Source organism: Halostagnicola sp. A56 (assembly GCF_000691505.1).
Taxonomy (GTDB): domain Archaea; phylum Halobacteriota; class Halobacteria; order Halobacteriales; family Natrialbaceae; genus Halostagnicola.
Genome location: NZ_JMIP02000015.1, coordinates 49,855 through 63,031 on the forward strand (window position 1 = coordinate 49,855; position 13,177 = coordinate 63,031).

The window sequence follows — 13,177 nt, forward strand, 5'->3', positions numbered from 1 at the left end:
CGCATGGTACTGAACTTCGGCGGACTCGGCGGCGGCGAGGAATCGGACGAACAAAGCGGCGGCGACGACCTGATGGGTGGTGCCGACGAGGGGCTGATGGGCGACGAGGCGATGTTCGCTGACGACGACAACGATGAGGACTCGGAGATGGAGCTCACCTATCAGCTCGACGAGATCGAAAAGGAAGTCGAGTCCCTCGAGAACAAGGTCGAAACCGTCCGCGGCGAGAACGAGAAGATCAGCGACTCGATCTCGACGGTCGAGCGCAACGTCGACAAACTCGTCGATCTCTACGAGATCGTCACCGAGGGGGTAAACCCCTTCGCCGCCGACCAGGAGATCGGCAACGCCTTCGACACCGACGGCGGCATCTTCGCCGACGACGATGACGACCTCGGCGAGGCGATCGACGACGAGATCGTCGACGCCGAAGCGGACGAGTTCCTCGACGACGAGATCGCAGACGATGCGGACGAGGAGACGTTTGGCGACGAGTTCGACGAGGACGGCTCGTTCGAGGACGGTAGCGAGGACGACGAGTTCGACGCAACGACAGACGACGCCCTCGAAGACGAGTCGATCGACGACGAAACGACGATACCGCTCGAGTTCGACGAGGACGATACTCCGGTCGACGGGACTCCGAACGAGGGCACCCCGGATGACACCGAGGACGCGGGGACCGACGAACCGGCTCGGTCGGCCGTCGACGCACTCGGCAAGAACGGCGAGGTCGGCGAGCCGCCGTATCTCGCCACCCAGCCCTCGCGAAACGACGCCGAGCTATTGACGATCGAGTGGCTCGACTTCCTCGTCGAGACGGTCGGTGTCTCCGGTGCGGCCCAGACGCTCGCCTACTACGAGTCCGTCGGGTGGATCTCCGCCCCGGTCGAGAGCTACCTCCAGTCGATGCTCAACGGCTTCGGCGACGACTCGAGGCCGGCGACGGAGCTGGCGGCGGATCCCGAGCCGCGGTCGGTCCTCGAAACCGACGAACACAAGCGAAGCTTGCAGTATATCGCCTGGATCGCGACACCGGAGCAGGCACCGGACCTGCGGGTCGACCCGACGCCCGGGGAAGCGGCGACGATATCGGGCCAGTAACCCGGCCAGAAATTTTGTATACGGCGCACGGACACGTATCGAACGTCGAACGAAATCGAGTGGGGACATCGGTCTCCCCGGCGACGGTCGCCGAACGACCGAACTGAGCGGCCCCCGAAGGGGTTGCAGACACCATGGGAATTGCAGACAACACGACGGCGGCAGCCAACCTCAGCGGCTCTATCATCCGCTCTTACGAGGAGATGGAACTCCCCGCGAAGTACTACATCCCGGGGGTCTTGTTCCCCGCCTTCTTGCTTTTCCTCGTGACGGTCGCCGTCGCCGTCGTCGTGGATATGTTCCTGATCGTTCGGTTGTTGCTACCCGTTCTCGGCCTGTTGATCCTCGCGACGGCCGTCAGCTACCCGCGGCTGGCGGTCGACAGCCGTCGGATCGAGATGGAACGGCGATTTCACCTGCTCGTGATCCACATGACCGTCCTGTCGACGACGAACATCGATCGGATGGAAGTGTTCCGCCAACTCGCGGTCGAGGATCAGTACGGCGAACTGGCCGACGAGATTCAACGAATCGTGGACCTGGTCGACATCTGGCATCTGAGTCTCGGCGACGCCTGTCGGCGGCGCGCGAAGGAGGTCCCAAGCGACTCGGTGACTGACCTCTTCGAACGGCTGGCATACACCTTAGAGGCCGGACAGGAACTCGATAAGTTCCTGCTCGAGGAACAGGAGGTGTTGATCGAGAAGTACTCGACGGTGTACAAACAGTCGCTGAACAACCTCGACGTCATCAAGGATCTGTACCTCTCGATGATCATTTCGATGACGTTCGCGCTGGTGTTCGCTATCGTCCTTCCCTTGCTGTCGGGAACGAACCCGACGATGACGGTGAGTCTCGTCATCGTCCTGTTCATCTTCGTCCAGGTCGGCTTTTTCTTCGTGATTCAGGCGGTCGTGCCGAGCGATCCGATCTGGTACCTAGAGGAGGGCTACCGGACGACGACGAAACAGCGGATGTTGGTTTCGACGGTCGTCGGTTTCGCGTTGAGCCTCCTGTTCGTGGTCGCGATGATGCTGGTGTTTTTCGGGCTGATTCCCCCGCTGTTTCCGGTCCATTCGATCCCGCTTTTGTTGTACATGCCGGTGGCGACCCTTCCGATGTTGATTCCCGGCGGGGTGTTCTGGTACGAGGAGAAAAAGACCTTCAAGCGGGATCGCGAGTTCCCGAACTTCATTCGGGCCCTCGGGACGACCGAGAGCGCGAAACAGGCCACGACCAGCGAGGTCCTAGAGAGCCTCCGCTCGAAGAACTTCGGACCCTTGACCGAGGACATAGACAACCTCTATCGCCGGCTGAACATGCGCTTGAGTACCGAGAAGTCCTGGCGCTATTTCACCGGCGAGGCGAGTTCGTTCCTCATCCAGAAGTTCAGCAACATGTACCTGATCGGCCGCGAGATGGGTGGCGGGCCGAAGCGACTCGGCGGGCTCATAAGCACCAACATGAACGCGATCCTCAACCTCCGTGAGCAGCGAAAACAGAAGGTAACGACGCTTATCGGGGTTATATACGGTATCTCGGTCGCCGCGACGTTCGCGCTTTTCATCGGGCTGGAACTGGCCGTGATGCTATCTGGGTTCGACATCGACACGGGCGGGCAGATCACCGCGGGATCGCTGATCCACACCGGTCAGTATAACGTTCCAGTCCTTCGATTCCTGATGGTCCTGGTGTTGATATTCAACGCGTTCATCTCGTCGCTCGTGCTTCGGGCCGCCGACGGCGGCCACTTCGGGAACTCCTACCTGCACTTCACGGCGCTGCTCTGGATCGGCGGGATCACCGGTGAAGTCACCCGCCGGCTGGTCGAGATGCTCATCTCGGTCGATATGTGAGCGGCCGGCGGACGTGCGGCCGGAAGACCAATAACGATCACATCGAAAGAACGAGTAGATGAGTCGGCCCCCACGCTCTTTCGGAACGGACTCGCGCGCGATCGAATCGATACACAGCGGCCTGCTCCTGTTCGGCTACGCGATCGTTCTATCGCTATTTATGGCGGCAGTGATCCTGATCAACGGCGCGTGAGTCCAGACGGAACGATCGCCCAGCGACCGTGTTCCCACGCCGCCGTCGCGCCCTTCTCTCGAAATCGGTACAATAACTGTCGCTCGGATCCACGCTCGAGCCATGAACGCCAGGTTCGCCCTCTCGTTGGTCGGGTCCGGGCTGTTGGCCCTGTGGGCGCTCGCCGTCATCGCTCTCGTCCTCGGTCGGTACACGCCCCTTGCGCTTCTGTCTGGTGTGCAAACGACCGTCGCTGTCGGTGCTGTGGTCTTCACGCTTTTCGGTGTGGTATTGCTCGTCTGGAACGGGTATCGCCGCGTCGTCACCTGAGTGACTGTCCGCTCTCGCAGACCCGAAGTTCCCGAGCATACCCGGGGCTCCCGTCCGTTGAATCCTGACAAAACCGCCCGAAGAAAATCCGTGGGCCTCGAGAACTCCCAGCTCGGTCCCCGATGAGGCGGCTCACTCGAGTTGCTCGAGCAAGTCGCCGATCGTGTCTGATTCGCCGAGGCCGTGTTTTCCGATCACGCGCCGAAGGCGGTTCTCGGTCAGCGGCGCGTTGAACTCGGATCGAGAGAGCAACAGCGAAATCGCGCGGGTCGTGGGCGTGTTCTGTGACACGCTCTGGGCATACCAGAGCACGAGGTTGTCGAACGTTCCGACCACGTCGTCGGAGGCGGTTCGCTGCCGGATCGTATTCCCGTCGAACTGGGCGATGAGATCGATCGCGTACCGCGACTCGAGTCGCTCGAGCTCGTCGGCGAGGACGCTTCGTGCGGCCTCCGGGCTTTGGATCCGTCCGCCCGCGTCCGTCCTATCGGCGGGCTCACCTCGGCCACCCCGAGCGCGGGCCGGCTCCCCGGCCTGTGACTGAGTCGCCAGCGAGTCCTGCTCTGCGACGTTCGGCGGGCTCTTATCGGGCGAGACGACGTACCGTCCGTCGGAGATCTCCGCGACGTACGGACTTTCGGAGATGTCGAGATCGTCGGGCGAGAGCACGCCGCCGGCGTCTGCGGACATCTGTTGCTCCTCGGGGAGTACGGGCGGAACGTCTGCGTTGTCTTTGGGATTGTCGGGGTTACCGTCTGTCATGGCCCATCCTTACACGCTCTTTCGACCCGAGGGAGAAAGAAACCTTCGCCCACGCTGAGAGTCTGTCGAACCGAAAAATCACGATCTCGAAGCGTCCGTCTCGACGCGGTCTGTCACGGTTGACCTGCGACTTAATTCTCCGAAATACACGTGAACGGAACATTAAGGGATGGGAACATCCTCTCAGGAACGGCTGTCAACTGTACGTGGGGCAATACCGCTGGGACGCATCGCATCTCTGCAAAAATCGATGATTCTGATTGGATCGAGCAATCCGTTGCCGAGGCGATCGACGGTAGCGTCGGATGTGTGACAGCCAGAGTAACGTACGGAGACGGCAGTGATACGCTGGATATATTTATCAGAGAGAACTGTGATGACGTTCCCGAATACAATGGCGGGTGCGAGTTCGCCAACGAGTGAGTGCGCGTTACGAAGAGCGCGGAACGTCCCTTTTCATACCAACAACCGTTCAGTCTTGCTGTGATTCAAATACTTCTCTCAACTCACGCACGAGCAAGACCGATACGCTTTCGATAGTCTCGCTGAACAGCGATCGCTCGAGCCCAGTGGATTCAAACGCCCTCGAGCCCAACACACCCCAAAATGGAGAAGACGCCGGGAGGGACGTCCGTCGGGGTCGACGACCCCTACGAGTTCGCGGGCCTCTGTGACCACCTGACCGGCGAGGGCCGCTGTCGGTACGCCTTCGACCACTACGAGCACGATCCGGAGTTCGCCCGTGAGCGCGCCGAAGACGACTACGCCTGCCCGCCCGCGAACCCCGAATCCGAAGCCACGTGGGCCGACTGTCCACACTTTCGGTCGCGCAAACAGGACCGAGAGTGCGTCCGCTGTGGCCTCGCGGAAAAGCTGAACGAACTCACCGAGGAGCGACCGCTGCTGGAAGAACACCACCTCTCGTACCGGGATACGCTCGAGAAGAGCGCCAACGCCGCCGGTGATCACGAGCCGATCGACAGTGACGAGCCGACAACGGACGACGGGCCAGCCGGGAACGGCGCTGACGACGGCGAACTCTCCCACGAGATTACGATCTACCTCTGTCGGTGGTGTCACGCCAAGGTCCACAACTCGTGGGCGCGGATCACCGACGACGTCGCGCCGGACCCGGCGGCCGTCGCCGCGCTCGAGGAACGCCGGGGGCGGGAACTCGAGGAGACGGGCTTCGAGTCGGCGGCCGATCGGTACGGAGAGTAACGAGCGAGGGAGTCGACGCGTTGTAGCCGGGTCGAACGACTAGGGACTCGAACGCGCGGCTTTCCCTTCGATCTCGGCCAGCAGGCTCGAGAACACGAGATACTCGTAGAGCACCGCCGCCGGAAGCAACAGGATTCCGACTATGGTGATCATGAGCACGATCTGGAAAATAGTAAAGACGATGGGACCGACTACCACCACGAGCAAGAAAACGGCGAGGTATCGGAGACTAAACGCCGTCCGGACGACGCGTCGAACCTGCAACGCGTCGCGCATTCGTCGCCGTCGACTGAACCGGTACGCGACGGCAGCCATACAGTAGAGAAACCCGAAATAGAACGGGACCAGTACCGCCCAGAACAGCGCCAGTGCTGCGGTTTCGTTGAACTCCTGAACGAAGAGCATCGCGAACGCTGTGAGGACGAAAGCGACGATGTAAATTAGGAATACGCCAGTTAGTTTGACCCCGTCGACGAAGAGACCTCCAAAGTCCTCGAAGCGCGGTGGTTCGCGGCCGTCCGACGCGTTCTGTATCGCCCGAACGAGATAGCCCGTCAGAACGAATATCGGGAGTATCAAAACGGATCCGATTAGTAACACCGAGCCGATCAGCATCGTCTCGAGCGTGTCCTCGCCCTCGAGCGGGTACGTGAGCGCGTCGACGATCATGGACTGGCTCAGTGCCATCCTCGTATAAGTCTTCATTCTCGTTTCCGGGCTCGAAACAGCCGCTGGCACGGTACAGAGCGATCCTTGACGAGTGCAGTCGCGCCGTGGTCCCCGGGTCGGTGAACGCCTGTCGGTCGCGCTCGGGGACGTTCGCCTCGAGTAATCGGTGCCAATACTCACGAGCTGGTGATAGTACGGAGATCCTACCTATGTCGCTCCGACGCGAGCATCGACGCGATGGAACGATCCGATTCGATAGCCCGCCGCCGAGTGCTGGCGTTGGCTGGCAGCCTCACGACGACCGCGCTCGTCGCCGGCTGTCTCGGCGACGGCGAGGCGGCGACTACAACCGACGAATCGTCGAACGACGGCGGATCCGATAGTGACGGCGACGGCGGCGGGTCCGGCGCAAACGACGGCGAACCCGATGGTGGCGGCGACGGCGACACCGAACGAGACGACACTGACGATGAGGCGGCAGGTTCGGAGTCCACGTCTCCGGAGGCGTGGGCTGACGTCGAGGAAATCCGGTTGAGCGCAACCACCTCGCGGTTCAAAGGCGTCGAACCCGCACTCATCGAGGGCCAAGAAAATCCGACGCTGGTCCTCACCGAAGGCCAAGAGTACGTGATCACGTGGGAAAACGAAGACGGGCAGTCGCACAATCTCGAGCTCTGGGACGAGAACGAACAGGTCGTCGACGGTCACAGCACCGAGGTGATGGCCGAGAAAAACGAAACCCGGTCGCTCGAGTTCGAGGCCACGGCGGCGATGACCGAGTACGTCTGCCGAATTCACGTCGACTGGGGCAAACGCGGCGATATCGAGATCGTGACCTGAGAGCGTTGTACGGGCGGATTGGAACGCTGTTGTACCGTTTCGCTACTCGATACGTCGAAGGGAGCCGTTCACTCGAGATGCTGCGGAGAAGTATTCGCTCGAGATGCTGTGAAGAATCAGTTACTCGAGAATGTCGCCGATCCGGCGCGGCTCGCCCTGCAGGTCCGGCTGTTCGGCGACCATCTGGAGCACCTCGTGGTCGGTGACGTCGTAGTAGGACTTCTCGGTTGCCTCCTCGATTAAGTCCTGCTCGAGTCGAAACTCCGTTCCTTCGTAGACGACGTCGACGCCGGTGTCGTCGAACGCGAGCGTAGTCATACCAGACGGTACGGGCCGCTTGACTAAAAGCGGGACGACTTCCGCGCCGAACCTGTCCGGACTCTCGGTCGCTTGTGGCTCTGGGTGGTCCCCTGGGGTTCACAAATCGACACGAATCCGCGGGCGCGGCTCGCGGCACGGAACCTGTCAGCAGTTCGTCTGACGAACGGCGACGGCGCGAGAGGTTTAATACAGGGGGGCCACATTCGTTGGGAGTGTGGCCTTCAGTAGGGATCCGCTCGACGAACTCGTCGTTCCCGACGGGACGGAAGCCAAGGAAGTCGACCTCGTGACCGACGGCGACGTGCTCGTCGGCGGCCGATCGACTATCGAGTTCGGCATCCGTGGCCGAAACGTCCTGCTCGGGGAGAACGTCGAAGTCGACGGCGCCATCGAAGCCGAGGGCGACTGTCGCCTCGATATGTGGTGTGACGTCGACGACGATGTCCTCGTTGGGCAGGACGCCTACCTCGGCGAACGCGTACACATAAACGGCGAACTCAAAGTCGCCGGGGACCTCGATATCGGCGACGACGTCGACATCGAGGAGGGGTTCGAAGCCAACGGCTGGATCGTCATTCGGAACCCGATGCCGACCATCGTCTTCCTGTTCGTCTACCTCAAGCACCTCCTCCTGATCGGGGAGGACGACGCGGCCCAACAACTCATCTCCGAGATGGTCGACGAGGACGAAGCAGCCGAAACCGAGCCGCTCGTTATCCCCGGAAACGCAACCGTCAACGACGACGCCTGGCGCGTGTCGACGCCCGCCCGAATCGGCTCCGACTGTCGGCTCCACGGCAACGTCCGAGCCGAGACGATCGACGTCGGTGCCGACTCGAATATCTTCGGAAGCCTCCGCGCTCGAGGCGACATCTACGTCGGAAATGGAACCCGGATTCACGGCGATCTGACGACCCGAAACGGGGACGTCGTCCTCGAGAAGGACGTCCGCGTGCTCGGCGACGTCTCCTGCGAGACGCTCGATATTGCCCCGCGGGCCGAAGTCGACGGCACGATTCGCGCCGACGGCGACATTACGATGGGAACGACCGAACGCGACCTCGAGTAACTGCTGGACTGCCAGAGTGCGTCAGTTCGACGCTCTAAAAGAGCGCCAGCCCACTCTTCCGCCGGTGATTTTCACCCACATTCTTAAGAGCGAGAGTGTCGATAGAGTGAGGTGAGTTATGTCACGGATACACATACCACAGCTACGGAGGGATGCATGCGATCCGTCGTGTTGACCAAAGGCGTCCCCGACTTCTCGGAGGGAGCCGTCTCCTTCGACGAGGATGGCCACCTAGAGCGCGGGAAGACGCCGACGGTGATGAATCCCAACGACGAGGTGGCACTCGGGGCCGCGCTTCAGACGAAGGTGCGCCACGGCGGCCACGTCACCGGCGTGAGCATGGGGCCGCCGGGCTATGCGAGCGTCCTCGAGGAAGCCATGGAGTCGGTGTACGCCGACGACAGTTACCTCCTCTCGGATCGGGAACTCGCGGCCTCGGACACCTGGGCGACGGCGATCACGCTCTGTTCGGGCCTCGAGAAATACCAGGAGGAGATCGCGGATATCGACCTCGTCTTCGCCGGGTTCAAGACGGCCGACGGCGAGACGGGCCAGACCGGCCCACAGACCGCCTGGGCGCTGGAGTGGCCGATCGTCACGCACGTGCTGGCTCTGGACATCGACCCCGACGAGCGGGTCCTACGGGCGAAACGGCTCGTGGAAGGCGACATCGACGAGATCGAAACCGTCGAAGCGCCGCTGCCGTGTGTCGTCATTGCTGATCCGGAGTTCTCGCCGACCTACCGCACGGCCTCGCACCGACTGACACACAAGCGGCTCCGTACGGAAACCCAAGCGCGGGCAGCCGACCACGAGGACCACCTCACGACCTGGAACCACGAGGACCTGAACCTCGATCCGGACTACATCGGCCTCGACGGCTCGCCGACCATCGTCTCCTCGGTCGATCCGATTCCGAAAGCGCCCTCCGAGCGAGACGCGACGATGATCGAGCCCGGAGATGAAGACGGGATGGGACAGGTGCTCGAGGAACTCGGAGCGTACGCGGGGGGTGACTGACCGTGGGAATCGACCCCGACGAGTACACGACCGACGAACTGAGCGAGGAACTCGAGACGGTCGACGACGCCGAGGAACTGAACGCGGTGCTCGAGGCGGAGCGATCGGGACAGGATCGAAAAACCGCTCGAGAAGCGGTTCACAGGCGGCTCGAGGAGATAGGCGAACCGGCGAGAAACGGGTCCGAAGCTGATGAAGCCGATGCGGACGGTGACGAAACGAACGACGGAACCGAAGGCGAGTACGAGGAAACGAAAGAAGACGTCGGCGAGGAAGCCAAAGGCGAGGCGGTCGAAAGCGACGAAGTCGATGGCGGGGCGGAAGACGAAGCAACTGAGACGGAAGATGAAGAGTCCGAAGCAGCGGACAACCTCTCACACCCGACTCGAGACAAGCGCCACGTTCGCGCGCTCGATGGCGGCGAGTACGAGGACATGTGGGTCTTCTGCGAGACGCAGGGGGGCGAGTTGCTCGAGGTCTCGCGGGAGATGCTCGGCAAGGCTCGAGCGTTGATGGACGAGTTCGAGGCCGAATACGGCGACGACGAGCGCGTCGTCGCGTTCCTGATGGGCGACGACTGCGAGGCCCTCGCCGAGGAGTGTATCGCCTACGGAGCGGACGTCGCCGTCTACCACGACGACGATCGGCTCGAGCGGTTCTTGCACAAACCATACACCGAAATTTCGGCACACATGACCCGCGGGGAGGGAACGGCCGAGAGTACCGAGTGGCGCGAGTACGATCGGCCGCGATACATCCTGTTCCCGGCCACGAACAACGGGCGAGACCTCTCGGCGAAGGTGCAGGCCGAACTCGATTCGGGGCTGGCTTCGGACTGCTCGGACCTGTTCATCGAAGAAGAGGAAGTTTCGAATCCCGTCAAGACCGGCGAGCCCGGCGTCAAGAAGACCTTCGAGAAGGTACTTCACATGAAGCGTCCCGACTTCTCGGGCTTCGAGTACTCGACGATCCTCTGTCTGGACAATCCCGGCCGCGACTTCCACCCGCAGGGCTGTTCAATCATTCCGGGCAGTTTCGAGCCGATCGAACGCGACGACGACCGAGACGGCCTCGTCGTCGAACACGATATGGCTCTCGAGGACGACTGGTTCACGGTCGAGATTACCGAGTACGACCGCCTCGAGGAGGGGGTTGATCTGACCGGCCACGACGTGATCGTCTGTCTGGGACGGGGAATCGGCGACGACCCGACCGAGGGGATGGAACTCGGCCTCAATCTCGTCGACGCACTCGAGGACGCCGCGCTGGGGATCACGCGCGGGATCGTCACCTCTTCCTACCAGTTCGAGGGCCACGTCGAGCGCTACTCGAGCGAAGAGCGCCAGATCGGCGAGACGGGACAGGTCGTCGCGCCCGATCTCTACGTCGCGGCGGGGGTCTCGGGTGCGGTCCAGCACAAGGTCGGGATGGACGAATCTGACACCATCGTGGCGATAAACACGGATACGGACGCGAGAATCAGGGATTTCAGTGATTACTTCATCGAGGGAGACCTCTTCGAGGTGCTCCCGCAGCTCACGGCGGCGGTCGAATCGGGCAAACTCGAACGCGAGACGGCGGCCGACGGCGGTGGTGAGGAGACATCCAACACGAACGGAGGTGGAGACTGATGGCGACCAGTAAACGGACGCGGGCGGACGACGAGTACGAACACTACGAAGCCGTCGTCGTCGGCTGCGGTCCAGGCGGGGCCGCCGCCGCCGCGAGGTTCGCGGACCACGGTGTCGAGACGCTCGTCTTAGAGCGCGGGCCCGAAGCCGGGTCGAAGAACGTTTCCGGCGGCCTCATCTACGCCGAGGAGTCGGCTCCGTACACGATCGACGACCTCTTCGAGAACTTCCGCGAGGAGGCGAGCGAGCGGCCAGTCACCGACTACGAGATCCACAACATCTCCGGCAACAAGGTCAAAACCTACGATCTGACCGACCTCCACGAGCACGACACCGAGTGGTGTGATGCCGTGCTCCGGCGACCGATGGATTCGTGGCTTGAGCAACGCGTCCACGAGAAGACGAGCGAAACGGGCGGCGGCGTCCTGACCGACGTTCGGGTCGACGGCCTCCTCCGAGAAAACGGCGAGATCGTCGGCGTCACCTGCGACGAACTCGATCCCATTACGGCGGACATCGTCGTCGCGGCCGACGGCGTGAACTCGGAACTCGCCCGCGATGCGGGCCTGATGGACTGGGAAGACCCCGACGAGTGGTTTCAGGGCGTCAAGGCGACCGTCGAGATGGACGCCGAGACGATCGCCGACCGTTTCGGGATCGACGACGACGAAGGCGTCGCACACCTCTTTTCGGGGGACTTGTTCGACGACGTTCGCGGCGGCGGCTTCCTCTACACCAACGAGGACTCGCTGTCGATCGGCACCGTCTTTCACCTCGACAGTCTGGTCGCAGAGCAGGCTGAACCCCACGAACTGCTCGACTCGCTGCTCACCCACCCGCTGCTCGCACAGTGGTTCAGAGACGAGTACCACGAGCGCGAGTACGCCGCGAAGCTCGTTCCCGACTCGAAGAAGGTCGCACACAGGGAACCGTATCGGGATCGGCTCGTCCTCGTCGGCGACGCGGCCGGCCAGATGCAGGCCCAGGGGCCAATCATCAAGGGGATGAATCACGCGGTCAGCGCCGGCGCGCTCGCGGCCGACGCGTACGTCGTCTCGCGGGGTAACGCCGATCCGGAGAGTGTGGGCCGGCGATACACGAAGATGCTCGAGCGGTCCGGGACGATGGAGAAACTCCGACCGCGGCGGTACGACCTCGCCCGCACCGTCGGCGAACACGACGCGGTCGCGAACGCCGTCGATCGCGTCCTCGAGTCGCCGATCGGGAGCGTGGCCATCGGGAACCCGCTCTCGAAGCGGGCGATGAAACTGGCGTACAACTCGCCGTTTCTCGTCTCGATGCTGCCCGACACCGCCACGGGCTACGTGACCCTCCCGTCGATCATCGGCGAAGAACACGGCCGAACGATCCACTGGGACAACGAAATCGAGCCGCCATCCCTCGAGGAGCGGATCGGCGAGCTGACCTACGATACGGACGTCGGGAACCCCCACATCCACCTTCGGGACGACTCGGCCGAGGCGAGCGGGGCCGCCGTCTACGCCTGCCCGGTCAGTGCCGAGGATTTCGGCGGCGGCTGTTATCGATCGGAGACGGTTCGGGCGAACGGCAGCGAGGAGACGCTGGTCAGTCTGGACACCCAGCCCTGCGTCGAGTGTGGGACCTGCGCCGTCGTCGCCGATACCGACTGGGAGCACCCGCGCGGTGGCAAGGGCGTCGAGTTCCGCGAGGGGTGATACCGCGAACTATGAGCCGATACGGTCCGCGAATCGCGGCGCTCGCCCGTCGAGCCGACCGCGACCGAGCGGCGTTCGATCCCAGAACGGCGACCCCGGAAGAGGGCCGGACGTACCTCCGCGAGGGGGCCGGACCCGCGATCTGGCTCTACCTCGAGGCACACACTGGCGGTCGGACGGGCCGTTTCACAGCGCCCGAACTGACGGCCCTCCGCGGGGCGATGAACGCGTGGTTCGAGTGCTATACGCGCTGTCACGGCGTCTCCTTCGAGGCGGAGTTCACCATTCGCGAAGCGGCGACGGTGTTGCTCGAGACGCGGAACGTGTTCGAGACGGCGCAGTTGCTGACGCGAGTTCCACAACGAGTCGAACGGACTCGTCGAACCAGTCAAACGTGAATCGGTGAACTCGAGGAGAGCAAGGCACTACAGCGTTAGTTTTCGTATTCCGCCGAAATATCTTCGTTCCCAGGGTCTGGACCGATG

General features: G+C 62.6%; 15 protein-coding genes. 12 read left to right on the forward strand and 3 right to left on the reverse strand.

The window, feature by feature from the left end; all coding sequences use genetic code 11:
- Positions 1-3 precede the first annotated feature (3 nt).
- The 4 genes from EL22_RS05590 to EL22_RS05600 all read left to right on the forward strand — a co-directional run bounded on the left by EL22_RS05590 (position 4) and on the right by EL22_RS05600 (position 3,462).
- Positions 4-1,104 (forward strand): FlaD/FlaE family flagellar protein, encoded by a 1,101-nt coding sequence (locus EL22_RS05590; RefSeq protein ID WP_050050564.1) that lies wholly within the window; start codon positions 4-6, stop codon positions 1,102-1,104.
- 134 nt (positions 1,105-1,238) lie between these two features.
- On the forward strand, positions 1,239-2,960 hold the full coding sequence (gene flaJ / locus EL22_RS05595; protein WP_050050565.1) for an archaellar assembly protein FlaJ: 1,722 nt from the start codon (positions 1,239-1,241) through the stop codon (positions 2,958-2,960).
- Between the two features lie 58 nt (positions 2,961-3,018).
- Positions 3,019-3,153 (forward strand): hypothetical protein, encoded by a 135-nt coding sequence (locus EL22_RS18960; RefSeq protein WP_255349661.1) that lies wholly within the window; start codon positions 3,019-3,021, stop codon positions 3,151-3,153.
- 102 nt (positions 3,154-3,255) lie between these two features.
- Entirely contained in the window at positions 3,256-3,462 is a 207-nt protein-coding gene (locus EL22_RS05600) for a hypothetical protein (protein ID WP_050050566.1), read from the forward strand.
- Positions 3,463-3,594: 132 nt separating this feature from the next.
- Here EL22_RS05600 and EL22_RS05605 read toward each other — a convergent pair whose 3' ends face one another.
- Positions 3,595-4,224 carry a hypothetical protein gene (locus tag EL22_RS05605; protein ID WP_050050567.1) on the reverse strand — a complete coding sequence of 210 codons (630 nt, stop codon included), beginning with the start codon at positions 4,222-4,224 and terminating at the stop codon, positions 3,595-3,597.
- A gap of 150 nt (positions 4,225-4,374) precedes the next feature.
- Between EL22_RS05605 and EL22_RS17895 the strand changes: the two genes are divergently transcribed.
- Both EL22_RS17895 and EL22_RS05610 read left to right on the forward strand, forming a co-directional pair.
- Positions 4,375-4,647: a hypothetical protein gene (locus EL22_RS17895; RefSeq protein ID WP_197075855.1), complete on the forward strand. Its 273-nt coding sequence runs from the start codon at positions 4,375-4,377 to the stop codon at positions 4,645-4,647.
- A gap of 183 nt (positions 4,648-4,830) precedes the next feature.
- Positions 4,831-5,445 carry a hypothetical protein gene (locus EL22_RS05610; RefSeq protein ID WP_050050568.1) on the forward strand — a complete coding sequence of 205 codons (615 nt, stop codon included), beginning with the start codon at positions 4,831-4,833 and terminating at the stop codon, positions 5,443-5,445.
- Between the two features lie 39 nt (positions 5,446-5,484).
- Here EL22_RS05610 and EL22_RS05615 read toward each other — a convergent pair whose 3' ends face one another.
- Complete coding sequence (locus EL22_RS05615) at positions 5,485-6,114, reverse strand: DUF4013 domain-containing protein (RefSeq protein ID WP_197075856.1); 630 nt, start codon at positions 6,112-6,114, stop codon at positions 5,485-5,487.
- A 237-nt stretch (positions 6,115-6,351) separates the two neighbouring features.
- On the opposite strand from EL22_RS05615, the gene EL22_RS05620 reads away from it, so the two are divergent.
- Positions 6,352-6,954, forward strand: coding sequence for a hypothetical protein (locus tag EL22_RS05620; RefSeq protein ID WP_050050570.1), 603 nt, complete (start codon positions 6,352-6,354; stop codon positions 6,952-6,954).
- A 120-nt stretch (positions 6,955-7,074) separates the two neighbouring features.
- Here the strand turns inward: EL22_RS05620 and EL22_RS05625 are convergent, their stop codons facing one another.
- A complete protein-coding gene (locus tag EL22_RS05625; protein ID WP_050050571.1) occupies positions 7,075-7,272 on the reverse strand; it encodes a DUF5800 family protein in 198 nt (65 codons plus the stop codon).
- Between the two features lie 217 nt (positions 7,273-7,489).
- Here EL22_RS05625 and EL22_RS05630 point away from each other — a divergent pair, with 217 nt between their 5' ends.
- The 5 genes from EL22_RS05630 (at position 7,490) to EL22_RS05650 (ending at position 13,090) form a co-directional block, all read left to right on the forward strand.
- Positions 7,490-8,344 carry a polymer-forming cytoskeletal protein gene (locus tag EL22_RS05630; RefSeq protein ID WP_050050572.1) on the forward strand — a complete coding sequence of 285 codons (855 nt, stop codon included), beginning with the start codon at positions 7,490-7,492 and terminating at the stop codon, positions 8,342-8,344.
- A 156-nt stretch (positions 8,345-8,500) separates the two neighbouring features.
- The gene (locus EL22_RS05635; protein WP_050050573.1) at positions 8,501-9,364 is read left to right on the forward strand and encodes an electron transfer flavoprotein subunit beta; all 864 of its coding nucleotides are present in this window, start codon (positions 8,501-8,503) and stop codon (positions 9,362-9,364) included.
- A 2-nt stretch (positions 9,365-9,366) separates the two neighbouring features.
- Entirely contained in the window at positions 9,367-10,995 is a 1,629-nt protein-coding gene (locus EL22_RS05640) for an electron transfer flavoprotein subunit alpha/FixB family protein (RefSeq protein ID WP_050050574.1), read from the forward strand.
- Positions 10,995-12,692 carry an FAD-dependent monooxygenase gene (locus EL22_RS05645; protein WP_050050575.1) on the forward strand — a complete coding sequence of 566 codons (1,698 nt, stop codon included), beginning with the start codon at positions 10,995-10,997 and terminating at the stop codon, positions 12,690-12,692. Before EL22_RS05640 ends, EL22_RS05645 begins: the two co-directional genes overlap by 1 nt.
- Before the next feature lie 11 nt (positions 12,693-12,703).
- The gene (locus tag EL22_RS05650; protein WP_050050576.1) at positions 12,704-13,090 is read left to right on the forward strand and encodes a hypothetical protein; all 387 of its coding nucleotides are present in this window, start codon (positions 12,704-12,706) and stop codon (positions 13,088-13,090) included.
- Positions 13,091-13,177 lie beyond the last annotated feature (87 nt).